Below are 22,127 nucleotides of genomic sequence, written 5' to 3' on the forward strand. Positions count from 1 at the left end.
CCCGTGGTCAGGGACCCAGCAGGGTGCGCCGGGTACCGCCGAGGTGGTGCGCCAGCCGGCTGCGGAAGGCATCCGGCTCGCCGCGCTCGATCAGCTCCACCAGTTCGGTGTGTTCCCGGTGGATGGTCCGCGGCCGGTCCGGGTCGCGCACCAGCGCGTCCACCCCCATGCGCAGTTGCCGGTCGCGCAGCGACTCGTACAGCTCGGACAGGATGGGGTTGTCCGCCTCGGCCACGATCGTGCTGTGGAAGCGGCGGTCGGCGTCCACGAATCCGCGCACGTCGCCGCGCTCGCGCAGCTCGGTCTGGGCGGCGAGCAGCTCCCGCAGCCGGGCGACCGCCGCCTCCCGCACCGCCGCCGGCTTGGCCAGCAGCTTGGTCACCGCGTGGCTCTCGATCAGTTCCCGGGCCTCCAGCACGGCCTCCACCTCGCGGGCTGACACCGGCACCACGACCGCGCCGCGCTTCGGGTACAGCCGCAGCAGCCCCTCCGCCTCCAGCCGGAGGAACGCCTCGCGCACCGGGGTTCGGCTCATCCCCAGCGCGTCGGCGACCTGCCCCTCGCTGATCAACTCACCGCCGGCGAAGGTGCCGTTCAGTACCCGGTCCTTGGTGTACCGGTAGGCCCGGTCCTTCGCCGCCGTCTGCTGCGCCATCCCGTCTCCATTGCCACTGGTCGGTTCGGCGAATACGGTAGGGCAGCGTTATAGATACAAGTCGTATCTCACACTTGGGGAGGATGACCGATGACCGCGATCGGCGAGCCGGCGACCGACGAGCTGGACCCGACCGTGCCCGCGCCCCTGGTCAACGTCGCCGAGTACGGCTTCGAGGGCCGGTTCGAGGACTGGACCGAGGACGCCCGGTACTTCGAGTACACCAAGGCCGCCAACCCAATCGGCTCCGGCCACGTCAGCCGGGTGCCGGTGGAGCGCTTCGCCCCCGAGCTGTACGCGGACGGCCCGACCCGGATCGTCCCGCTGGACCTCGCCGAGCACCTCGGCGTCGACTCCGGTCCGGCGACCAGCCCCGGCCTGGTCGCCAACTTCCTGCGGATCCGCGCGGACGAGTCGATCCGCACCGAGCCGAACGCCACCTCGGAGCTGTACTACGTGCTGCGCGGCCGGGGCTTCTCCGCGGTCAACGGCCGGCTGGTGCGCTGGGAGAAGGGCGACTTCATCACCCTGCCGGCGGGCAGCCGCGGCACCCACCACGCCGAGTCCGACGCGGCGATCTACTGGGTGACCGACGAGCCGCTGCTGCGCTACCTCGGCGCCACCGCGACCCGGCCCCGCTTCCGGCCGACCAAGTTCCCGCGTGCCCGCGCCGTGTCGGAGCTGCGGCGGATCGCCGAGCAACCCGGCGCCAACGAGCGCAACCGGGTCAGCGTGCTGCTCGCCAACGCCGAGGAAGAGCAGACGCTGACCATCACGCACGTTTTGTGGGCGATGTTCGGGCTGCTGCCCGAGGGGCAGACACAGCGACCGCACCGGCACCAGTCGGTCGCGCTCGACCTGATCCTGGACTGCCGCCCGGGTTGCTACACGCTGCTCGGCGACCGCCTCGACGAGCGCGGCAACATCGTCAACCCGCAGCGGGTGGACTGGGAACCCGGTGGCGCGTTCGTCACCCCGCCCGGCAAGTGGCACGCGCACGTCAACGAGTCGGGGGCGGACGCGCACCTGATCCCGGTGCAGGACGCGGGCCTGCAGACCTACCTGCGCTCGCTGGACATCCGGTTCAGCGACCGCCGCTGATGCCCCGACGGTGGCGCCCGGAACGGCTGGTCCGGGGCGCCGGCGGGCGCGGCGGAAACGGACGCGGTCACCCGGTCGTGGCAGGCTGCGGCGGACAACGCGGGCGGACCTTCAGTGTCCGACCGGTGCGACCGAGGGTAGTCCTGGCGTGGACCCGCCCACCGCGGCCGCGCCGCGTGCCGGACGCGACCGCGCGGACACCGGAGGAGCGATGCCCGCCACCGTCGTGGACCGCATGGCGACCACGCCGACCCTGCCGCGACCACGCGGCCCGCTGTCGGAGTGGGTCATCGCCGTGCTCCGTCGGCGCCCGGCGGTCGAAGCAACCACATGCCCGTGAGATACCTCGACACGCCGCCGGCTAACCCGTCGCCGCCCGCGGAGCCGATCACCCGCGTTCGGGTTCGGAGCGCTCGCGGTGGGGCAACGGTCTGGTCGGCAGGTGGGTGACGCCAACGGCCGGGACTCGCGGCGCCCGGGCCGCCGTCAGGCCATCGTCAGCGCGACCGGGCTCCCCCGCCGGGCGTGCCGTGCCGGAGCAGGTCGTCGAACAGGCCGCGGTAGCGCACCATCGCGGTGCGCAACTCCTCGGTGGATGCCTCGCCGCTGCGGTTGCGCTGCGAGATGGCGTGCGCCTCGCGGTAGGAGCTGACCGTCTCCGCGTGCTCCACGGACAGATCGCCGAGCTGCTGCTCGAATCCCTGGGTCGGGTATCCGCGCTCGGCCATCAGCTCGGTTAGTAGCTGATCCGCCTCGGCGACCGCCTCGGTGGGTTTGTCGACGAACTCTTCCTGGACCTGGTTCCAGCGGCGGGTGTAGCGCTCGCGGGCGGTGGGCGGGATCGGCCGCAGTTCCAGATCGTCGTGCCGCTTCTCCCGCTCAGCCAGTTCCCGCTCGGCCGCGCGGCGGCTCTCCGCGCTCGCCACGGCGTGCTCGTACTCGGGCCCGAACACCCGCCGCAGGTGGCGGTGCTGCGCCAGCTGTCGGACCAGCATGGAGAGCAGCACCAGCACGATCACCATCACCGCGACGATGCCGACGATCGTGGGCGCGGCCATCACGTCCTCCTCCAGGCGGCGACATCCGAATGTCTGATCGGTCCCTAGATGCCCTCTTTTCCCGCCGCGGAAACGCCGTGCTCACGTGCGGTGGTTGCGCACGACCGCGAGCAAGCGGTCACCGTGGGTGCACAGCGGGCCCGGGGAGAAACGGGCGAATCGGCATATCCGCGCATATTCGGACCGGGTGCGGGTAGCCGGTGCGCGTCGGTGGGGGGCACCGCCGTGTCCGACGTGCCCGCCCATCGGGCGGCCCGGAGCTCGGGCGGGCGGCGACGTCGCCCGTGCCGGGCGTGGGTCGGCACTCGTGGACGTCGTCTTGTCGGAGGTTGCCATGACACACGCGTCAGCGGAACAGGCCCCGTCGGTGCCCGGCCAGCGTGAGGCCGCGGAGGGGCGGGACGTCTCGTTCTGGCGGTCGCACACCCAGATCTCGCTCCAGCCGGTGGCCGCGCCGTCGATCCTCGGGCTGTACGGTCTCGCCGGCGCGACGTTCATGGTGGCGGCGAACCTCGCCGGCTGGTACGGCGGGCCGGCCACCCCGCTGGTCCTCTTCCCGTTCGCGTTCTTCTTCGGGGGCCTGGCACAGTTCCTTGCCGGGATGTGGTCCTTCCGCGCCCGCGACGGCCTCGCTACCGCGGTCCACGGCATGTGGGGCGCGTTCTGGCTGGCCTTCGGGCTGTACTCGGTGATCACGCTGTGGTCGCCGGTGCTGTTCACCGCGCCGGGTGCGCTGGTGGGCGCCGGCTACTGGTTCATCGTGCTCGCCGCGGTGACGTGGATGTGCGCGCTGGCCGCCGTGCCGGAGAACCTCGCCCTGTCGGCGACCCTGGTCGTCCTGGCGGTGGCCGCCACGATCCTGGCCATCGGGTGGACCGCGGGAATCGGCGCCGCGGTGCCGATCGCCGGCAACCTGTTCGTGGCCGCGGCCGTGCTCGCCTTCTACACCGCCAGCGCGATGCTGCTGCAGGGCACCCTGGGCCGGGTGGTGCTGCCGATCGGCGGCCGCGGCCGCGCGAACCGGCCCGGCATGATTCCGAGCCAGCCGATCCAGTACGAGCTGGGCGAGCCGGGGGTGAAGGTGGGCCAGTGATCGGCCGCCGTTGGCCGGACGGTCACTGGCCGGCCCCGGCCGCGCCGAGCAGGCCGGCCAGCGCGCCGGCAGCGGCGGTGACCGCCTGGGGCAGCATGCCGTAGGCGCTGGCCGGGGCCGAGGCCAGCAGCACGGCCACGTACCGCTGGCTCGGCCCCACCAGGCCGGTGCTGTTCATCACCGCCGCATCACCGCTGGTGCCCCAGCCCTGCTTGATCGCCCAGGGGGTGTGCGGCAGCCCGTCCGGGATGCCGAAGTACTGGTCGAAGCCGTCCGTGGCGGTGCGCGGTGCTTCGGTCAGGGCGCTCAGGACGAGGTCGCGGTCTGGGGCGGCGAGCCGGTTGGCGATGTAGCGGTAGACGGTCACCACGTCGCGCGCGGTGGTCAGCGTGTCGCCCCACTCGCCGGGATCGTCCGGCGGCTGGGTCCCGGTGAGCCCGAGCATGCCGGCCATCCTGGTCACCAGGGCGGGGCCGCCCTCGGCGTCCCACAGGTCGTCCGCGACGCCGTCATGGCTGGCGGAGAGCATCTGGCGGAGCTGTTGCTGCGTTTCGGCGTCCGGTAGCGCTCCGCAGAAAACCTTCGGCCCGCGCACACGTTTCCGGTTGTCCGGTTACCGCCAATTGTCGGGACGGTCAGCCGCCGACTGGAAAGCACGTCACCCGCCTGCGCCGGCCGCCTCCTCGGCACGGCCCGGCGGAGGGCCGGTGGTACCGCGTACCACCAGCTTGGGTTCCAGTACCTGCTCGCGGGCCGGGAGGTCGGCGCCACCGAGGCGTTCCACCACGGTCCGCACCGCCAGCTCGGCCAACCGGTCCGGATCCTGCCGGACGGTGGTGAGGTCGACGTAGGACAGGTGGGCGATGTGGCTGTCGTCGTAGCCGGCGACCGAGACCTGGCCGGGAATGTCCACCTTGGCCCGCCGTAGCGCGTCCAGCAGGCCCAGCGCGCACCGGTCGTTGCCGGCCAGCACGGCGGTGGGCAGCCGGGGCTCGGCGAGCAGCGTCTCCGCCGCCTGCACGCCGGACTCCTCGGTGTGGTCGCCGGGCAGTACCCGGATCTCTCCGGCGAGCCCGTGCCGGCGCATCGCCGACTGATAGGCGCGCCGCCGCTCCACCGACCCGGGCTGCCGGCCGCCGTCGACGTGCACGATCGACCGGTGGCCCAACTCGACCAGGTGGTCGATCACCTGGCGCACGCCCTTGGCCTCCGCGGTGTGCACGGAATCCACGCCGCGGCCGGGAAAACGGCGGCCGACCACCACGACGGGAATGCGGCGGCCGAGATCGGCGATGTATTCCGGCTCGGTATTCGGACCGAGCAGAATCAGCCCCTCGCAGCGGTGGCTCAGCAATGCCTCGACGGCCTTCACCTCGTCCCGGGTGGGCGCGGTGACGGACAGCAGCACGTCGTAGCCGAGCCGTTCGGCCACCGGGTGGATGGCCTCCACGAGGTCAGCGTGGAAGGGGTTACGCACGGTGGCGGCGACGCCGAGCACCTTGCTGTGGCTGCGGGCGAGCATCTGGGCGGCGCTGTCCGGGCGGTAGCCGAGTTCGGCCGCGGCCTGGAAAACCCGGGCGCGGGTCTCCTGGCTGGCGCCGGGTTCGTTCCGGAACACCAGCGAGACCAGCGCCCGGGACACGCCCACGCGGGCCGCGACATCGGCCATGGTGGGTCGCTTGTCCCGGCGCCGGCCGTCCGCCGCGCCGCGGTCACCGCCGGATTGCTGCTCTCGCACCGCCCCTCCATGTCTGCGCCGGCCGAGGGTATTGACATTCCCGGGTGAGCACCAGCAGCATACCTCTACCTAGAGCGCGCTAGTAGATCGCGCTAGAGGGTGTCGAGACACAGGGAGGTGTGCGGGTGGCCGCCTGGCGCGCTGACCCCACCACGCAGGTTCCGTTCGACGTGGTGACCATGGGTCGCATCGGCGTCGACATCTACCCGTTGCAGGTCGGCGTCGGGCTGGAGGACGTCACCTCCTTCGGCAAGTACCTGGGCGGCAGCGCGACCAACGTGGCGGTGGCCGCGGCCCGGCACGGCCGCCGCGCCGCCGTGGTCACCAAGACCGGCGCGGATCCGTTCGGCCGGTTCGTCCGCCGCGCGCTGCACGGCTACGGCGTGGACACCCGATTCGTCGGCGAGTCGCCGCACCTGCCCACCCCGGTGACGTTCTGCGAGATCTTCCCGCCGGACGACTTCCCGCTGTACTTCTACCGCTTCCCCACGGCGCCCGACCTCGACCTGACCGAGGACGACCTGGACATGGACGCCATCCGGGCGGCGCGGATCTTCTGGGTGACGGTGACCGGGCTGTGCCAGGAGCCCAGCCGCAGCACCACGCTTGCCGCGCTGGCGGCCCGCGGCCGGCGCGGGATCACCGTGCTGGACCTGGACTACCGGCCGATGTTCTGGACCTCGCGGGAGGAGGCGCGGGCGTGGATCGGCAAGGCCCTGCCGCATGTCACGGTCGCGGTGGGCAACCTGGACGAGTGCGAGACGGCGGTCGGCGTGCGCGAGCCGGACGCCGCTGCCGCCGCGCTGCGGGACCGCGGCGTCGGGCTGGCCGTGGTGAAGCAGGGACCGAGGGGTGTGCTCGCGGTGGATGGCGCGGGGCCGGTGCGGGTATCACCGGTGCCGGTGGACGTGGTGAACGGCCTGGGCGCCGGTGATGCCTTCGGCGGCGCGCTGTGCCACGGCCTGCTCGCCGGCTGGGCCACCCGCCGGATGATCGCCTTCGCCAACGCCGCCGGCGCCCACGTGGCCGGGCAACTGGCCTGCTCGGACGCGATGCCCACCACCGCCGAGGTGGAGGCCAGGCTGGCGGCCTGGCCCGGAACCGGGCAGGCGTGCGAGGCCGAGCACCGGAACACCCCGGGGTGGGTTCGGGAACAGGCACGGAGCGAGGTGACCGGTGGCTGACCGGGTTCCCGAGATCGTCCGCGCCCGGGTGGGCAACCCCGAGGCGATCGCCGAGGCCGCCGCCCGGCGGGTACCGGCCGCCTCCCCGCTCGGCGAGACCGGCCGGGCCATGATCATCGCCGCCGACCACCCGGCCCGCGGGGCGAACGCGGTGGGCAACGACCCGCTGGCCATGGCCGACCGCGGCGAACTGCTGGACCGGCTGTGCGTGGCGCTGTCCCGGCCCGGGGTGACCGGGGTGCTCGGCACCGCCGACATCGTGGAGGACCTGCTGCTGCTCGGCGTGCTGGACGGCAAGTCGGTGTTCGGCTCGATGAACCGAGGCGGTGTGGCCGGATCGAGCTTCGAGATCGACGACCGGTTCACCGGCTACGACGCGGCGACCATCGCCGCGATGGGCTTCGACGGCGGCAAGATGCTCACCCGCATCGCGCTGGAGGACCCGGCCACGGCGGCCACCCTGGAAGGCTGCGCGCGGGCCGTGAACGACCTGGCCGACCGCGGGTTGATCGCCATGGTGGAGCCGTTCCTCTCCCGCTGGGTGGACGGCCGGATCCGCAACGACCTGTCCCCGGAGGCGGTGATCACCTCCATCACCATCGCCGCCGGGCTGGGCCGGCGCAGCGCCTACACCTGGCTGAAGCTGCCGGTGGTGGACGACATGGAGCGGGTGCTGGCCGCCTCGACGCTGCCGGTGCTGCTGCTCGGCGGAGAGGTGACCGACGCGGATGCGGCGTTCGCCGCCTGGCAGAAGGCGCTTTCCCTGCCTACCGTGCAGGGCCTCGTTGTCGGACGTTCCCTGCTGTACCCGGCCGACGGGGACGTGGCCGGGGCTGTCGACAAGGCGGTGAGCCTGCTGTGACCGTAACCGAGCACCGCGACCTGTACCGGCCGGCCGGGAGCACGGCCGAGGGGCCGTTCAGCCTGGTCGTCACGCCGGAGTCGGCCGGGTGGGGCTTCTCCGGGCTGCGTGTCCTGGAACTCGCCCCCGGGCAGCGCGAGACCATCCGCACCGGCGACGCCGAGCACCTGGTGCTGCCGCTCGCCGGCTCGTGCACGGTGACCGTGGACGAGAAGCCATTCGAGCTGGCTGGCCGGCCGGACGTGTTCGCGTCCGTGACCGACTTCGCCTACCTGCCCCGGGACGCCGAGGCGGTGGTGGAGAGCGCCGGCGGCGGCCGGTTCGCGCTGCCCTCGGCGCGCTGCGAGCGCCGGCTACCGGCCCGCTACGGCGCCGCCGAGCAGGTGCCCGCCGAACTGCGCGGCGCCGGCACCTGCAGCCGCCAGGTGAACAACTACTGCCTGCCGCACACCTTCGACGCCGACCGGCTGCTGGTGTGCGAGGTGCTCACCCCCGGGGGCAACTGGTCCTCGTACCCGCCGCACAAGCACGACGAGGCGCGCGAGGGGGAGAGCGAGCTCGAGGAGATCTACTACTTCGAGGTCGCCGACGGCCCGGCCGGGCCGGGCATGGCCTACCAGCGGGTCTACGGGACGGTGGACCGGCCGATCGAGGTGCTCGCCGAGGTGCGCTCCGGCGACGTGGTGCTCATCCCGCACGGCTGGCACGGCCCCTCCATGGCGGTGCCCGGCTACGACCTGTACTACCTCAACGTGATGGCTGGGCCCGGCCCGGAACGCGCCTGGCTGATCTGCGACGACCCGGCCCACGGCTGGGTGCGGCAGACCTGGGAGTCCCAGCGGGTCGACCCCCGGCTGCCGTTCGGCACGACCAGGAGGGACGGGTGAGGGCGGTGTCCACCCAGCAGACCGTTCGGCTCACCACCGCGCAGGCCCTGGTGCGGTTCCTGGCCAACCAGTTCAGCGAGCGGGACGGCGTCGAGCAGCGGCTGATCCCCGGCGTGTGGGGCATCTTCGGGCACGGCAACGTCGCCGGGCTGGGCCAGGCGCTGCTGCAGGCCGCCCGCACCGGCGAGGCCGACCTGCCCTACTACCTGGCCCGCAACGAGCAGGCCATGGTGCACGCCGCGGCCGCGTTCGCCAAGATGCGCAACCGGCTGGCCACCTTCGCCTGCACCGCCTCCACCGGGCCCGGCTCGACCAACATGGTCACCGGCGCCGCGCTGGCCACCACCAACCGGCTGCCCGTGCTGCTGCTGCCCAGCGACATGTTCGCCACCCGCGTCCCGGACCCAGTGCTGCAGCAGCTCGAGGACACCCGCGCCGGCGACGTGTCGGTCAACGACGCGTTCCGCCCGGTGTCCAAGTACTTCGACCGGATCAGCCGGCCCGAGCAACTCATCCCGGCCGCGCTCGCCGCCATGCGGGTGCTCACCGACCCGGTGGAGACCGGCGCGGTGACCCTGTGCCTGCCGCAGGACGTGCAGGCCGAGGCGTACGACTGGCCGGTGGAGTTCTTCCGGCACCGGGTGTGGAGCGTGGGCCGCCCGGTGCCGGAAGCCCCGACGATCGAGCGCGCCGCCGAGCTGCTGCGCTCGGCGCGCCGGCCGCTGATCGTCGCCGGCGGCGGCGTGGTGTATTCCGAGGCCACCGAGCAGTTGCGATCCTTCGCCGAGGCCACCGGCCTCCCGGTGGCCGACACGCACGCCGGCAAGGGCGCGGTGCCCTGGGATCACCCGTGCGCGGTGGGCGGCATCGGCTCCACCGGTACCTCGGCGGCGAACGCGCTGGCCGCCGACGCCGACGTGGTGCTCGGCATCGGCACCCGGTACAGCGACTTCACCACCGCCAGCAAGACCGTGTTCGGCAACCCCGACGTCACCTTCGTCAACCTCAACGTGGCCCGGCTGGACGCGGTCAAGCACGCCGCGCTGCCGGTCGTCGCGGACGCCCGGCACGGGCTCGACGCGCTGGCCGCCGCACTGGCCGGGTGGCAGGTCGACCAGGCCTACCGGGCCCGCACCCGGGAACTGGCCGAGACGTGGCGGCGCACCGCCGACGAGTGCTTCCACCGCGGTCACGGCCCGCTGCCGGCGCAGACCGAGATCCTCGGGGCCCTCAACGAACTCGCTGGCGAGCACGACGTGGTGATCAACGCCGCCGGCAGCATGCCCGGCGACCTGCAGATGCTCTGGCGCGCCTCGGACCCGAAGGCCTACCACGTGGAGTACGCCTACTCCTGCATGGGCTACGAGGTGGCCGCCGGGGTCGGGGTCAAGATGGCCGCCCCGGACCGCGAGGTGTTCGTCCTGGTCGGCGACGGCTCCTACCTGATGATGGCGCAGGAGATCGTCACCATGGTCGCCGAGCGGCTGAAGGTGATCGTGGTGGTGGTGCAGAACCACGGCTTCGCCTCCATCGGCTCGCTGTCGGAGTCGCTGGGTTCGCAGCGGTTCGGTACCGCCTACCGGTACCGCAGCAGGGAAACCGGCCTGCTCGACGGGGACGTGCTGCCGGTGGACCTGGCGGCCAACGCGGCCAGCCTCGGCGCGAACGTACTGCGCGCATCCGGGGTGGCCGAGTTCCGCACCGCCATCGAGAAGGCCAGGGCCGCCGACCGCACCACCGTGGTCTACGTGGAGACCGACCTGTTCGGCCCCAACCCGCCGGGCAGCGCCTGGTGGGACGTGCCGGTCAGCGAGGTGTCCGAACTGGACAGCACGCGCCGGGCCTACGCCGACTACCGGCGCGCCAAGCGGAACCAGCGCCACTACCTCTGACCGGCCGCGCCGGCGCGACGCGGCACAGCCGAACATCCGACAACGCGAGGCCCCGGCGTCGCGCCGGTGGCACATGCCCGAAAGCACGAGACAACCAGGAGTTCGCCGTGAGGACCATCGAGCATTGGATCAACGGGGCCGCCACGTCGGCCGGCTCCACCCGCACCGGGCCGGTGTGGAACCCGGCCACCGGACAGCAGCAGGCCGAGGTGCTGCTCGCCGAACCCTCCGATGTGGACAACGCGGTGGCCGCGGCGGCCAAGGCGTTCGAGTCGTGGTCGAACTCCTCGCTCACCCAGCGCATGCGTGTCATGTTCGCGTTCCGCGAGCTACTGATGCGTCACGAGGACGAGCTGGCCCGGCTGGTCTCCGCCGAGCACGGCAAGGTGGTCGACGACGCGCGCGGCGAGATCGTCCGCGGCCGGGAGGTCGTCGAGTACGCCTGCGGGATCGCCGAGGTGCTCAAGGGCAGCTTCTCCGACCAGGTCTCCCGGGACGTGGACGTGCACTCCTTCCGGCAACCGCTGGGCGTGTGCGCGGGGATCAGCCCGTTCAACTTCCCGATCATGGTGCCGCTGTGGATGCATCCCATCGCCATCGCCGCCGGCAACACCTTCGTGCTCAAGCCCAGCGAGCGCGACCCGTCCGCGTCCAACCGCATCGCCGAGCTGTACGCCGAGGCCGGGCTGCCGGACGGGGTGTTCAACGTGGTGCACGGCGACAAGGTGGCGGTGGACGCCATCCTGGACCACCCGGACGTCGCCGCGGTGTCCTTCGTCGGCTCCACCCCGATCGCCAAGTACGTGCACGAGCGCGCCACCGCCGCCGGCAAGCGGGTGCAGGCCCTCGGCGGCGCGAAGAACCACGCGGTGGTGCTGCCCGACGCCGACCTGGAGTTCGCCGCCAACCACCTCACCGCCGCCGCGTTCGGCTCCGCCGGCCAGCGCTGCATGGCCGTCTCGGTCGGCGTCGCGGTCGGCGAGGCCGGCGACGCCCTGGTGGACGTGCTGGCTCGCAAGGCCCGGGAGGTCAGGATCGGCCCCGGCGACGACCCGAGCAGCGAGATGGGACCGCTGGTCACCCAGGCCGCGCGGCAGCGGGTGGAGAACGCCGTCGCGCGGGGCGCCGAGCAGGGCGCGACCGTGGTGGTGGACGGCCGCGGCCACACCGTGCCCGGCCACGAGAGCGGCTTCTTCGTCGGCCCGTCCGTGCTCGACCACGTCACCCCGGCCATGGACGCCTACCGGGAGGAGATCTTCGGGCCGGTGCTGTCCGTGGTGCGCGCGGACACCGTGGACGAGGCGATCAACATCATCAACGCCAACCCGTACGGCAACGGCACCGCGATCTTCACCTCCAGCGGGGCGGCCGCGCGCCGGTTCCAGCGCGAGGTCAAGGTCGGCATGATCGGCGTCAACGTGCCGATCCCGGTGCCGATGTCGTTCTACTCCTTCGGTGGCTGGAAGGACTCGCTGATCGGCGACAGCCCCATCCACGGCCCGGAGGGCGTGCGCTTCTACACCCGCGCCAAGGTGGTCACCTCCCGCTGGCCGCACGTCAACCGGTCCGTCGAGGCCGCCTTCCACTTCCCAACGTCCCACTAGATGGGAGTTCCATGACAACGGCGTCCGACCGCATCCTGCCCCGGACCGTCGCCGGCAACCTCTGCCTCGGCTCCGCACCGGACTCCTGGGGCGTGTGGTTTCCCTCCGACGAGCACCAGGTGCCGTTCACCCGGTTCCTGGACGAGCTGGTGCAGGCCGGCTACCGGTGGCTCGAGCTCGGCCCGTACGGCTACCTGCCCACCGACCCTCGGCGGCTGGCGGACGAGGTCGGCTCCCGAGGGCTGCGGGTCTCCGGCGGCACCACGTTCGGCGCGCTGCACCGCCCGCACGAGTGGGACGAGATGCTCGCGCACACCCGCAGGGTGGCCGAGCTGACCGCCGCCGCGGGCGCACACCACCTGGTGTTCATCCCGACCATGTACCGGGACGAGAAGACGGGCGGGTTCACCGAGGAGCCCATACTGACCGCGGCGCAGTGGGCCGCACTCGGCACCGCGGCCGACGAGCTGGGCCGGATCCTGCTGGAGGAGTACGACGTGCGGCTGTGCCTGCACCCGCACGCGGACAGCCACGTCCAGACCCAGGCGGAGATCGAGCGGTTCCTCGACTCCACCGACGCCCGGTACGCCAACCTCTGCCTGGACACCGGGCACGTGGCCTACGGCGGGGGCGACACCCTCGACCTGATCCGCCGGTACGGCGAGCGCATCGACTACGTGCACATCAAGCAGATGGACCCGGACGTGCTGGCCCAGGTCGCCGCGGAGAACCTGTCCTTCGGCGAGGCGGTCCGGCGGGGCGTGTGCGTTGAGCCGCCGGCCGGCGTGCCCAACCCGGCCGAGGGCGTGCGGGTGGACGTCGAGGTGTTCGTCAACTGCCAGTACGGCTACGACATCCAGTGCGAAACCGTCGGCGAGCTGGGCACCGTGCGACTGCCCGACCCGCCCGCCGTGGCGCTGCGTCACCTAGAGCGCGCTACTAGCGCGCGAAAGTGATTTGCCACTATGGCGGCGGTCACAGGGCTTGTCAATAGCCGGTGAACGGCCGTTTCGATGACGCCGACGCGCCGCGACGGGACGGCGACGCGGTGTCGACCAGGCGCGGCGGCGGCCCGGTCAGCCGGTCAGGGCCAGCACCCCCAGCGCGAGCAGGCCGGCCACCTTGACCAGCTCAGTGGCCACGTAGACCAGGTGGTCGGAGGAGCGCTGGCCGGTGTCACCCTCGGCGAGCACGCGGTCGGAGCGGCGGTTCAGCCGGGGGCGGATCACCGCGAGCTGCCCGGCGAGCACCACGACGACCACGGCGGTCGCGCACAGCACGCCCACCGCCGGGTGCGCGGCGGCCAGCACGCCGACCACCGCCACGGCGAGCATGGCCTCGATCCGGTTCAGCGCGCGGAACACGATCCGCCCGATACCCAGGCCGAGCGGGATGGTCACCCCTGGCGCGCGGAACTTCAGCGGGGCCTCGACGAACGAGATGGCCAGCACCATCCCGAGCCAGAGGAACGCGATCGCCCCGGCGGCGGTGGCCAGCGCGTGGTTCACGGCTGGACCCTCCGCCTGCGCGCGCGCCCGCAACCCGCCGTGATCATTCGGACTCCTCCCGCACCGGGCGTTCGAACCGGCCGAGGGCCAGGTGCAGCACGAAACTCACCACGGACACGATGATCGCGCCCCAGAAGGCGGGCCAGAACCCGGACACGTGGAAGGGCAACTGCAGCTTGCCGGCGAGCCACGCGGTGAGCAGGAACAGCAGCGCGTTCACCACCAGGCCGATCAGGCCGAGGGTGAGCAGGTACACCGCGCAGCCCAGCACCTTCACCACCGGCTTGACCACCGCGTTGACCACGCCGAACAGCAGCGCGACCACGAGCAGCGTGCCGATGCGCGCGGCTTGCGAACCGCCCCCGAGTTCGATGCCGGGTAGCGCGGTGGTCACCCACAGCGCCGCCGCGGTGATCAGGAGGTGCACCAGGAGTCGCATCGCCCCGATCATCCCACGGCCGGACCACCGGCCGCCGCACACCACCGCGTTCGCCGGGTCCGCGGCCGCCGCTCCGGCTACACTCGGCGACCTGAACGAAGCGTGACGAGGCGCGGGTGTCTCCCGACGTTAGGCGGCCGTGATGGGTCAGGCCGAGATCCTTATCGCCGGGTTGCTGGTCGCGGTGGCCGGCTTCAGCGCGCTGGCCCGGGCGGTGTCCGTTCCCTATCCCATTGTCCTGGTGATCGGCGGCGCGCTGATCGGGTTCGTCCCCGGGATTCCCACGGTCGCGCTCAACCCGGACGTCGTCCTGGTGGTCTTCCTGCCACCGCTGCTGTACGGGGCGGCGTTCTTCGCCAACTTCGGTGACCTGCGGCGGAACCTCCGCTCGCTGACCCTCAGTTCGGTGGGCCTGGTGCTGGCCACCACGGCCGCGGTCGCCGCGGTCGCGCACGCCCTTGTGCCCGCGCTGCCCTGGGCTGCGGCGGTGGCGCTCGGCGCGATCGTCTCACCCACCGACCCGCTGGCCGCGGCCCTGATCATGCGGCGGCTCGGGCTGCCCCGCCGGCTGATCAGCTCCGTGGAAGGGGAGGGGCTGTTCAACGACGCCACCGCCCTGGTCACCTACAAGGTCGCGCTGGCCGCGGTGGCCGGTGGCGGCTTCTCCCTGGGCGACGCCAGTCTGCGGTTCGTCGGCGGTGCGGCCGGCGGCGTCGCGATCGGCATCGCGGTCGGCTGGGCCGTCGCGCTCATCCGGCAACACACCGCCGACCCGCAGGTGAGCGTCACCATCTCGCTGCTCAGCGGGTACGCCGCGTTCATCCCGGCCAACGCGATCGGCGCTTCCGGGGTGCTCGCCGCCGTCACCACCGGCATCTACATGGGCATCCGCGGTCCCGCCATCATCCCGCCGCGCGTGCGGCTGGAGGGCCTGATGGTCTGGGACATCCTCAACTACCTGCTCAACGCGATCCTGTTCGTCCTGGTCGGACTGCAACTGCGCACCGTGGTCAGTGGGCTGCACGGGTGGTCCGTCGCGTCGCTCGCCGGTTACGCGCTCGCCGTCAGCGCCGTGGTCGTCCTGGCTCGGCTGGTGTGGCTGTTCACCATGCCCTACCTGATCCGTGCGCTGGACCGCCGAGAAAGCCAGCGCGCTCGCCGGGTGGGTGCGCGCCCGCGGCTGGTGCTCGCGTGGAGCGGCATGCGGGGCGCGGTGTCGCTGGCCGCGGCGCTGGCGCTGCCGCTGGCCACCGTTGGGGGCGCGGCATTCCCGGGGCGGGACCTGATCATCTTTCTCACATTCGCCGTCATCTTCGCCACGCTCGTGCTGCAGGGCCTTTCGCTGCCGGCGCTGATCCGGCGGTTGCGGCTCGGCGACGACGGGGGAGAGGTGGCGGAGGAGGAACTGCGCGCCCGGCTCGCCGCCACCAGGGCGGCACTGCTGGAGATCGACGCGCTCGCGCAGCTCGAATGGACCCGGGACGAGACCGTGGAACGCATGCGTGGCATGTACGAGTACCGCAAGCGGCGCCTGGCCGCCCGGGCCGGCAAGATCGAGGATGACGGCTACGAGGAACGGTCGCTGGCGTACCAGCGCATGGTCCGCACCGTGCTGCACACCCAGCGTCAGGAACTGATCCGCCTGCGCAACGAGGGCGAGATCTCCAACGAGGTGATGAACCGGATCATTCGCGAGTTCGACCTGGAGGAGTCCCGCCTGGAGATCTGACAGCCACCCCCGGCCGTCGGGCCGGACGCCGACACCGCGGTGGGCCGAAAGGCCCTGGGTGGTCCCGGCGTGGCTGGGCAAGGGTGAGGTGACGCCCGGCACGCGGGGAGGTGGCGGATCATGGACGTGGAGATCGGTCTCCGCGTGGACGGCGAGCCGCACCGGCTGGTCGTGGACACCCGCACCACGCTGCTGGACGCGATGCGCGAGCGGCTGGGCATCACCAGCCCGAAGAAGGGGTGCGACCACGGGCAGTGCGGCGCGTGCACGGTGCTGCTGGACGGCCGCCGGGCCACCACCTGCCTCGCCCTCGCCGTCGCGCACGACGGCGCGGAGATCGTCACCGCGGCGGGCCTGGCCGACGGCGAGCGGCTGCACCCGATCCAGCAGGCCCTTCTCGACCACGACGGCCTGCAGTGCGGGTACTGCACGCCCGGACAGGTCTGCTCGGCGGTCGGCATGCTCGCCGAGGCGGAGGCCGGTTGGCCCAGCCATGTCACCGCCGACCTCTCCGGTGCCGTGGAACTCACCGACGAGGAGATCGCCGAGCGGATGAGCGGCAACCTGTGCCGCTGCGGCGCCTACGCCAACATCGTCGCCGCGATCCGGGAGGCGGTCCGCTGATCCGCCTGCCGGACGGCGCGACGGCGGTCCCGACCGAACCCGTGGAACGGAGGGGCACCCGGTGATCCCGTTCGACTACCAGCGCGCCGAGGACACGCGCAGCGCGGTCGCCACCGTGACCGCGCGTCCCGGTGCGGCGTTCCTCGGGGCGGGCACGAACCTGGTCGACCATCTCAAGCTGGGCGTGGCCGCCCCCGACCTGCTGGTCGACGTCAGCCACCTGCCGTTCGACATGATCGAACCGCTGGCCGGGGGTGGGGTGCGGATCGGCGCCACGGTGCGCAATAGCGACCTCGCCGTGGATCCGGTGATCCGGCAGCGCTACCCGATGGTCTCCGCCGCGCTGCTCTCCGGCGCCTCTGGGCAACTGCGCAACGTGGCCACCACCGCTGGGAACCTGATGCAGCGCACCCGGTGCCCGTACTTCCAGGACGTCACCACCCCGTGCAACAAGCGCCGGCCCGGATCGGGCTGCTCGGCGCTGGAGGGATATCACCGCGACCACGCGATCCTCGGCGCCTCCCGGCACTGCGTCGCGGTGCACCCCTCCGACCTGGCCGTGGCGCTGACCGCGCTGGGCGCGGTGGTGCAGGTGGAGGGCGTCAAGGGCGCCCGGAGCATCCCGATCATCGACCTGTACCGGCTGCCCGACGACGCCCCGCAGCACGATACCGTGCTGGAACACGGCGAGCTGATCACCGCGGTGGACCTGCCCGCGCTGCCGATGGCCACCCGCTCCACCTACCGCAAGGTGCGTGACCGCGCGTCGTACGCGTTCGCGCTGGTCTCCGTCGCCGCCGCGGTGGACGTGGAACGCGGCACCGTACGCGACGTCCGCGTCGCCCTCGGCGGTGTCGCACACAAGCCCTGGCGGGCCCGGCGCGCCGAGGAGGCGCTGCGCGGCGCACCGGCCACCGACGACGCCTTCCGCGCCGCCGCGGAAGCCGAACTGGCCGGCGCGAGGCCGCTGCGGGACAACGCGTTCAAGGTGCCGATGGCGCGCAACACCATCGTCGCCACGCTGCGCGAGCTGACCCGGCGGGAGGAACCATGACCGGCCTGATCGAGCCGAAGTCGATCGGCGCGCCGCTGGAACGCCTCGAGGGCCACGCCAAGGTCACCGGCACCGCGCCGTACGCGGCCGAGCACCTCGCCGCGGACACCGCCCACCTGCACCCGGTGCAGGCCACCGTCGCCAGGGGCCGGATCACCGGTATGGACACCACCGCCGCGGAGGCCCTCGACGGGGTGCTCGCCGTGCTCACCCCCGGCAACGCGCCCCGGCTGGCCCCCGGCGATGATCCGGAACTGGCCGTGCTCGCCTCCGACGAGGTCGCCTACCGCGGCCAGATCATCGCCGCCGCCGTCGCGGAGACCACCGAGATCGCGCGGCAGGCCGCCGACCTGGTCCGGGTCAGCTACGCCGAGCTGCCGCACGACGTGGAACTGCGCGCCGACTCCGCCGGGCTGTACGCGCCCGAGGTGGTCAACCCGACCTACCCCACGGACACCACCGAGGGCGACCCGGATGGCGCGCTCGCGGCGGCCGCGGTCACCGTGGACCGCACGTACACCACGCCGATGGAGCACAACAACCCGATGGAGCCGCACGCCACCGTGGCGCTGTGGGCACGGGACACGCTCACCCTGTACGAGTCCACCCAGTGGCCGCACGGCGTGCGGGACACGATCGCGCGGCTGTTCGGGCTGGCCACCGACCAGGTCCGGGTGATCGCCCCGTACGTCGGCGGCGGGTTCGGGTCGAAGACGATCCACGCCAACACCGTGCTCGCCGCCATGGGTGCGCGGGCGGTGCCCGGCCGGCCGGTGTCCTTCGCGCTCACCCGCCAGCAGATGTTCTCCCTGGTCGGCTACCGCACCCCGACCATCCAGCGGATCAGGTTGGGCGCCGGCGCGGACGGCCGGCTCACCGCGATCGCGCACGACGTGGTGGAGCAGACCGCGCGGCTGAAGGAGTTCGCCGAGCAGACCGCGGTGGCCACCCGGAGCATGTACGCCGCGCCGAACCGCCGCACCACGCACCGGCTCGCCGCGCTGGACGTGCCGGCCCCGACCTGGATGCGCGCGCCGGGCGAATGCCCCGGCATGTTCGCGCTCGAGTGCGCCATGGACGAGATGGCCATCGCCTGCGGCCTCGACCCGATCGAGTTCCGGGTGCGCAACGAACCGGAGATCGATCCGGAGACCGGTCTGCCGTTTTCCAGCCGCAACCTCATCCGCTGCCTGCGCGAGGGCGCCGACCGGTTCGGTTGGCGGCGGCGCGACCCGACGCCCGGGGTGCGCCGGGAGGACGGTTGGCTACTTGGCACCGGTGTGGCCGCATCCACCTTCCCGGTGTTCCGCCTGCCCGGCTCGGCGGCCACGGTGCGCCGGCTGGCCGGCGGGCGGTACCGGGTGCAGATCGACGCGGTGGACATCGGCACCGGCGCCTGGACGTCGCTCGCCCAGATCGCTGCGGACGCCTTGGACGTCCCGCCGGACGCCGTCGACCTGCGGATCGGCGACTCGGCGCTGCCGCCCGGCTCGGTCGCCGGCGGCTCGTCCGGCACCACCTCCTGGGGTTCGGCGATCGTGGACGCGGCACGCACCTTCCGGGAGAAGTTCCCCGACCCCGAGGAGGGCGACGAGGCCGGCGGCGCCACCCCGGACAACCCGGACCTCGAACGGTTCGCCATGCACGCCTACGGCGCCCAGTTCGCCGCGGTGCGGGTGCACGCCGACACCGGCGAGGTCCGGGTGCCGCGGATGCTCGGCGTGTTCGCCGCCGGCCGGATCATCAACCCGCGCACCGCGCGCTCGCAGTTCATCGGCGGGATGACCATGGGACTGTCCATGGCGCTGCACGAGGACAGCGTGATGGACGTCCGGTTCGGGCAGGTGGCCAACCACGACTTCGCCGGCTACCACATCGCGTCCAACGCGGATGTCCGCTCGATCGACGCGATCTGGATCGAGGAGGAGGACCCGCACGTCAACCCGATGGGTTCGAAGGGGATCGGGGAGATCGGCATCGTGGGCGCGGCCGCGGCCGTCGCCAACGCCGCCTACCACGCCACCGGCGTCCGGGTCCGGGACCTGCCGCTGACCCCGGAGAAGTTCCTCCGCTGAACCGATGGATAAGGCGCCGCACGGCTACGACATCTTCCAGAAGAAGCGGGACGGCGCCGTGAAGGTGCTGCTGCGTCCCTGAGCTCCGCATTTCCGCGCGGCGGCTTCCCGCCGGGGCCGGAAAGGAGGCAACGGGATGAACGTGCTGGTCAGGGTCGGCGCCGCGGTCGTCGGCGGATACCTGCTCGGCCGGATGAGGAAGTTCCGGTGGGCCGTCAGCCTGGGTGGCTGGCTGGTCGGCAGGTCCACCCTCGGCGGCGGAATGCGCCGCCGCCTCGCCCGGCTACCCGTGCCGGCACGCGGTTGACCGGTGCCGGCCACCGAAGAAGAGCAAGGCACGCACAGTCCCGACACGACGCGGCCGGTGGGCCCGGTTCTCGGACCGGAACCCACCGGCCGCGTCCGTTTCCGCGACCCGCGCGGGGCACCACCGGGCAGAACAGGAGCGGACCCGTGAGGCCCGGCTCGGCTTGTCCGCCGAGCCGGGCCTCACGGGTCTGGATGACCTACCTGGTCATCTCATGCCCGGACGCGGTGACCGACCAGGCGGTAGATGAGCAGCAGGACCAGCGAACCGATCACCGCCCACAGGAAGCTCATCCCGTTGAACCCGGTGACGCCGGTGCTGCCGAAGACGGAGCTGCCCAGCCAGCCGCCGAGCAGACCACCGGCGATCCCGATCAGGATCGTGACGATGACTCCGCCCGGATCTCGGCCCGGCATGATGAACTTCGCGATCGCTCCGGCGATCAAGCCGAAGAGAATCCAACTCAGAATGCCCATTGTGATGCTCCTTTCGGCTCCCGCGCCCTGTCGTGTCGATGCGTGGCGCTGCCGTCGTACTACCCCATTGAGCGAGCCGCCATGCCTTCCCGCCGATCGACGGCGGGATTACCTGGCAACCTGGCGGCGGGAATCAGCGCGGGTATGTCCCGGCGGTGAACGGTCGGCGGCGTCTGGAACGGTTTGCGAAACCGACCAGGACGCGTGCTTCGACGAAGAAAATGTGGGCGGGCGGCGGCGGTGGGCCCGGGCACGGCCCGGGCACGGTTCCCGGTACGCGTGGCGGGCAACACGCCCGGCGGGCGCCGGCGACCGTGACGGCCGCCGCCCGCGGTCGTTGGTGTTGACGTCCCCACCGGAAGCGGCGGTCGTCGCCGGAGAGTGAGAGTCGATGTCAAGCTACCGCAAGGTCCTCGTCGGAACGGACGGTTCCAAGCCATCGCTGCGCGCCGTGGAGCGCGCCGCCGAGGTCGCCAGGGACTCCTCCGCGGACCTCGTCATCGTCTGTGCCTACTATCCGACGAGTGAGGAGGAGGAGCAGCGGGCGCAGGACGAACTGCGCGAGGAGGCGTTCCAGGTGATCGGGTCCGCCCCGGCCGAGGACACCCTCCGGGAGGCCACCGACCGCGCCCGCGCGGCCGGCCTGACCAGCGAGATCGAGACGGTCGCGGTGCTCGGCGCCCCGGTCAGCTCGCTGCTCGACGAGGCCGAGAACCGCTCGGCCGACCTGCTGGTCGTGGGTAGCAGGGGGCTGAACACGCTGAAGGGAAGGATTCTGGGCTCGGTTCCGTCCGAGGTGGCGCGCCGGGCGGACTGCGATGTACTCGTCGTACGAACGACCCGATAGCACGCGACCGGACCTGCCGATCGAAGACACCCTGCTCGGCGGCGAACCGAAGTACCGCAAGGCGGACGTGGCCGCGGCCGCCGGCGTCGACGTGGGCCGCGCGGAGCGCCTCTGGCAGGCGATGGGATTCGCGCACGTCGGCGACGACGACGTGGTGTTCACCGACGCCGATGTCGCCGCGCTGCGGCTGATGGTGCAACTGGTCGCCGCCCAGGTCATCCCGCCGGAGATCGAAACGGCGGTGGCCCGCTCTCTGGCGCAGACCATGTCCCGGCTGGCCGAGTGGGAGGTGGGCATCTTCAAGGCTGTGCTCGGCGAGGCGTTCGCCGAGGACATGCCGACCACCGTGGAGTTCGCCAAGGCGGTCCTGCCGGTGATGGAGGAGCTGCAGAGCTACGTCTGGCGCCGCCACCTCGCGGCCACCGCGATCCGGGAACTCGACGGCGCCGGCTCCGGTCCGGTGGCGCGCACCCAGGTCATCGGGTTCGCCGACATCGTCGGCTACACCCGCCTGATCCGGGACTTCACCGAAGCCGAGCTGGCCGGGCTGATCGACGAGTTCGAGGACCTGGCCACCGGCGTGGTCGCGGAGAACCATGGGCGGATCGTCAAGACCGTCGGCGACGAGGTGCTGTTCGTCGCGGACACCGCGGCGGCCGGCGCGGAGATCGGGCTGGCGCTCAACGAGGCGATCGACAAGGCCGCCGAGGTACCGCCGCTGCGGATCGGCCTCGCCCAGGGCACCGTGCTGGCCCGCTTCGGCGACGTCTACGGGTCGACGGTGAACATCGCGAGCCGGCTGACCTCCCTGGCTCGGCCGGCCTCCGTGCTGGTGGACCGCGAGTTGGCCACCGCGCTGCGCGGCGATCCCCGGTACGCGCTGCAACCCATCGGCCCCACCCGGGTGCAGGGATTCCGCGGGCTGCACGCCTGGGTGCTGCGCCGCGCCCGCTGACCGTCCCCGAAAACCCTCCAGCGGTCGGCCACCCGTGGA

General features: G+C 72.4%; 22 protein-coding genes. 15 read left to right on the plus strand and 7 right to left on the minus strand.

Annotated features, from left to right (window positions below):
• Positions 1 to 7 precede the first annotated feature (7 nt).
• Entirely contained in the window at positions 8 to 655 is a 648-nt protein-coding gene (locus tag FFT21_RS00155) for a GntR family transcriptional regulator (protein WP_137811638.1), read from the minus strand.
• A gap of 90 nt (positions 656 to 745) precedes the next feature.
• Between FFT21_RS00155 and FFT21_RS00160 the strand changes: the two genes are divergently transcribed.
• Positions 746 to 1,756 (plus strand): cupin domain-containing protein, encoded by a 1,011-nt coding sequence (locus FFT21_RS00160; RefSeq protein ID WP_192909313.1) that lies wholly within the window; start codon positions 746 to 748, stop codon positions 1,754 to 1,756.
• Between the two features lie 497 nt (positions 1,757 to 2,253).
• Here the strand turns inward: FFT21_RS00160 and FFT21_RS00165 are convergent, their stop codons facing one another.
• The gene (locus tag FFT21_RS00165; protein ID WP_137811639.1) at positions 2,254 to 2,814 is read right to left on the minus strand and encodes a hypothetical protein; all 561 of its coding nucleotides are present in this window, start codon (positions 2,812 to 2,814) and stop codon (positions 2,254 to 2,256) included.
• A gap of 334 nt (positions 2,815 to 3,148) precedes the next feature.
• Here FFT21_RS00165 and FFT21_RS00170 point away from each other — a divergent pair, with 334 nt between their 5' ends.
• Positions 3,149 to 3,907, plus strand: a complete 759-nt coding sequence (locus FFT21_RS00170; protein ID WP_137811640.1) for an acetate uptake transporter family protein — start codon at positions 3,149 to 3,151, stop codon at positions 3,905 to 3,907.
• A 22-nt stretch (positions 3,908 to 3,929) separates the two neighbouring features.
• Here the strand turns inward: FFT21_RS00170 and FFT21_RS00175 are convergent, their stop codons facing one another.
• Together FFT21_RS00175 and FFT21_RS00180 are read right to left on the minus strand one after the other, a co-directional pair.
• On the minus strand, positions 3,930 to 4,502 hold the full coding sequence (locus tag FFT21_RS00175) for a hypothetical protein (RefSeq protein ID WP_137811641.1): 573 nt from the start codon (positions 4,500 to 4,502) through the stop codon (positions 3,930 to 3,932).
• Positions 4,503 to 4,565: 63 nt separating this feature from the next.
• Complete coding sequence (locus FFT21_RS00180; RefSeq protein ID WP_225977990.1) at positions 4,566 to 5,645, minus strand: LacI family DNA-binding transcriptional regulator; 1,080 nt, start codon at positions 5,643 to 5,645, stop codon at positions 4,566 to 4,568.
• A 125-nt stretch (positions 5,646 to 5,770) separates the two neighbouring features.
• Between FFT21_RS00180 and iolC the strand changes: the two genes are divergently transcribed.
• The 6 genes from iolC (at position 5,771) to FFT21_RS00210 (ending at position 13,030) form a co-directional block, all read left to right on the plus strand.
• Positions 5,771 to 6,829 carry a 5-dehydro-2-deoxygluconokinase gene (gene iolC / locus FFT21_RS00185; protein WP_264081610.1) on the plus strand — a complete coding sequence of 353 codons (1,059 nt, stop codon included), beginning with the start codon at positions 5,771 to 5,773 and terminating at the stop codon, positions 6,827 to 6,829.
• Positions 6,822 to 7,691: a Cgl0159 family (beta/alpha)8-fold protein gene (locus FFT21_RS00190; RefSeq protein ID WP_137811642.1), complete on the plus strand. Its 870-nt coding sequence runs from the start codon at positions 6,822 to 6,824 to the stop codon at positions 7,689 to 7,691. The genes iolC and FFT21_RS00190 overlap by 8 nt, the downstream gene beginning before the upstream one ends.
• Positions 7,688 to 8,578, plus strand: coding sequence for a 5-deoxy-glucuronate isomerase (gene iolB, locus FFT21_RS00195; RefSeq protein WP_137811643.1), 891 nt, complete (start codon positions 7,688 to 7,690; stop codon positions 8,576 to 8,578). The genes FFT21_RS00190 and iolB overlap by 4 nt, the downstream gene beginning before the upstream one ends.
• Positions 8,575 to 10,470: a 3D-(3,5/4)-trihydroxycyclohexane-1,2-dione acylhydrolase (decyclizing) gene (gene iolD / locus FFT21_RS00200; protein ID WP_443093350.1), complete on the plus strand. Its 1,896-nt coding sequence runs from the start codon at positions 8,575 to 8,577 to the stop codon at positions 10,468 to 10,470. Before iolB ends, iolD begins: the two co-directional genes overlap by 4 nt.
• Positions 10,471 to 10,577: 107 nt before the next feature.
• Entirely contained in the window at positions 10,578 to 12,074 is a 1,497-nt protein-coding gene (locus FFT21_RS00205) for a CoA-acylating methylmalonate-semialdehyde dehydrogenase (RefSeq protein ID WP_137811644.1), read from the plus strand.
• Between the two features lie 11 nt (positions 12,075 to 12,085).
• Positions 12,086 to 13,030: a TIM barrel protein gene (locus FFT21_RS00210; RefSeq protein WP_137811645.1), complete on the plus strand. Its 945-nt coding sequence runs from the start codon at positions 12,086 to 12,088 to the stop codon at positions 13,028 to 13,030.
• Between the two features lie 120 nt (positions 13,031 to 13,150).
• On the opposite strand, the gene FFT21_RS00215 is transcribed toward FFT21_RS00210, so the two are convergent.
• Both FFT21_RS00215 and FFT21_RS00220 read right to left on the minus strand, forming a co-directional pair.
• Positions 13,151 to 13,582, minus strand: a complete 432-nt coding sequence (locus tag FFT21_RS00215; RefSeq protein WP_371856677.1) for a hypothetical protein — start codon at positions 13,580 to 13,582, stop codon at positions 13,151 to 13,153.
• A 43-nt stretch (positions 13,583 to 13,625) separates the two neighbouring features.
• The gene (locus FFT21_RS00220) at positions 13,626 to 14,021 is read right to left on the minus strand and encodes a phage holin family protein (RefSeq protein WP_137811646.1); all 396 of its coding nucleotides are present in this window, start codon (positions 14,019 to 14,021) and stop codon (positions 13,626 to 13,628) included.
• 142 nt (positions 14,022 to 14,163) lie between these two features.
• Here FFT21_RS00220 and FFT21_RS00225 point away from each other — a divergent pair, with 142 nt between their 5' ends.
• The 5 genes from FFT21_RS00225 (at position 14,164) to FFT21_RS28685 (ending at position 19,810) form a co-directional block, all read left to right on the plus strand.
• On the plus strand, positions 14,164 to 15,750 hold the full coding sequence (locus tag FFT21_RS00225; protein WP_137811647.1) for a Na+/H+ antiporter: 1,587 nt from the start codon (positions 14,164 to 14,166) through the stop codon (positions 15,748 to 15,750).
• A gap of 120 nt (positions 15,751 to 15,870) precedes the next feature.
• A complete protein-coding gene (locus tag FFT21_RS00230; protein WP_137811648.1) occupies positions 15,871 to 16,374 on the plus strand; it encodes a 2Fe-2S iron-sulfur cluster-binding protein in 504 nt (167 codons plus the stop codon).
• Between the two features lie 61 nt (positions 16,375 to 16,435).
• Positions 16,436 to 17,428, plus strand: a complete 993-nt coding sequence (locus tag FFT21_RS00235) for an FAD binding domain-containing protein (RefSeq protein ID WP_137811649.1) — start codon at positions 16,436 to 16,438, stop codon at positions 17,426 to 17,428.
• Positions 17,425 to 19,503, plus strand: coding sequence for a xanthine dehydrogenase family protein molybdopterin-binding subunit (locus FFT21_RS00240; RefSeq protein WP_137811650.1), 2,079 nt, complete (start codon positions 17,425 to 17,427; stop codon positions 19,501 to 19,503). Before FFT21_RS00235 ends, FFT21_RS00240 begins: the two co-directional genes overlap by 4 nt.
• Positions 19,504 to 19,639: 136 nt before the next feature.
• Positions 19,640 to 19,810, plus strand: a complete 171-nt coding sequence (locus tag FFT21_RS28685; RefSeq protein WP_153816520.1) for a hypothetical protein — start codon at positions 19,640 to 19,642, stop codon at positions 19,808 to 19,810.
• A gap of 212 nt (positions 19,811 to 20,022) precedes the next feature.
• Here FFT21_RS28685 and FFT21_RS00245 read toward each other — a convergent pair whose 3' ends face one another.
• Positions 20,023 to 20,286, minus strand: a complete 264-nt coding sequence (locus FFT21_RS00245; protein ID WP_137811651.1) for a GlsB/YeaQ/YmgE family stress response membrane protein — start codon at positions 20,284 to 20,286, stop codon at positions 20,023 to 20,025.
• A 391-nt stretch (positions 20,287 to 20,677) separates the two neighbouring features.
• Between FFT21_RS00245 and FFT21_RS00250 the strand changes: the two genes are divergently transcribed.
• Together FFT21_RS00250 and FFT21_RS00255 are read left to right on the plus strand one after the other, a co-directional pair.
• Positions 20,678 to 21,133 carry a universal stress protein gene (locus tag FFT21_RS00250; protein ID WP_137811652.1) on the plus strand — a complete coding sequence of 152 codons (456 nt, stop codon included), beginning with the start codon at positions 20,678 to 20,680 and terminating at the stop codon, positions 21,131 to 21,133.
• Positions 21,105 to 22,088 carry an adenylate/guanylate cyclase domain-containing protein gene (locus FFT21_RS00255; RefSeq protein WP_137811653.1) on the plus strand — a complete coding sequence of 328 codons (984 nt, stop codon included), beginning with the start codon at positions 21,105 to 21,107 and terminating at the stop codon, positions 22,086 to 22,088. Before FFT21_RS00250 ends, FFT21_RS00255 begins: the two co-directional genes overlap by 29 nt.
• The last annotated feature ends 39 nt before the right edge of the window (positions 22,089 to 22,127 follow it).

This window comes from Gandjariella thermophila (assembly GCF_005405885.1).
GTDB classification, from domain to species: Bacteria; Actinomycetota; Actinomycetes; order Mycobacteriales; family Pseudonocardiaceae; genus Gandjariella; species Gandjariella thermophila.

Excerpts from the sequence above, each read along its gene's own strand:
- FFT21_RS00155 (WP_137811638.1), bottom strand. The coding sequence starts at position 655 with ATGGCGCAGCAGACGGCGGCGAAGGACCGGGCCTACCGGTACACCAAG.
- FFT21_RS00160 (WP_192909313.1), top strand. The coding sequence starts at position 746 with ATGACCGCGATCGGCGAGCCGGCGACCGACGAGCTGGACCCGACCGTG.
- FFT21_RS00165 (WP_137811639.1), bottom strand. The coding sequence starts at position 2,814 with ATGGCCGCGCCCACGATCGTCGGCATCGTCGCGGTGATGGTGATCGTG.
- FFT21_RS00170 (WP_137811640.1), top strand. The coding sequence starts at position 3,149 with ATGACACACGCGTCAGCGGAACAGGCCCCGTCGGTGCCCGGCCAGCGT.
- FFT21_RS00210 (WP_137811645.1), top strand. The coding sequence starts at position 12,086 with ATGACAACGGCGTCCGACCGCATCCTGCCCCGGACCGTCGCCGGCAAC.
- FFT21_RS00220 (WP_137811646.1), bottom strand. The coding sequence starts at position 14,021 with ATGCGACTCCTGGTGCACCTCCTGATCACCGCGGCGGCGCTGTGGGTG.
- FFT21_RS00225 (WP_137811647.1), top strand. The coding sequence starts at position 14,164 with ATGGGTCAGGCCGAGATCCTTATCGCCGGGTTGCTGGTCGCGGTGGCC.
- FFT21_RS00230 (WP_137811648.1), top strand. The coding sequence starts at position 15,871 with ATGGACGTGGAGATCGGTCTCCGCGTGGACGGCGAGCCGCACCGGCTG.
- FFT21_RS00240 (WP_137811650.1), top strand. The coding sequence starts at position 17,425 with ATGACCGGCCTGATCGAGCCGAAGTCGATCGGCGCGCCGCTGGAACGC.
- FFT21_RS28685 (WP_153816520.1), top strand. The coding sequence starts at position 19,640 with ATGAACGTGCTGGTCAGGGTCGGCGCCGCGGTCGTCGGCGGATACCTG.
- FFT21_RS00245 (WP_137811651.1), bottom strand. The coding sequence starts at position 20,286 with ATGGGCATTCTGAGTTGGATTCTCTTCGGCTTGATCGCCGGAGCGATC.
- FFT21_RS00250 (WP_137811652.1), top strand. The coding sequence starts at position 20,678 with ATGTCAAGCTACCGCAAGGTCCTCGTCGGAACGGACGGTTCCAAGCCA.
- FFT21_RS00255 (WP_137811653.1), top strand. The coding sequence starts at position 21,105 with ATGTACTCGTCGTACGAACGACCCGATAGCACGCGACCGGACCTGCCG.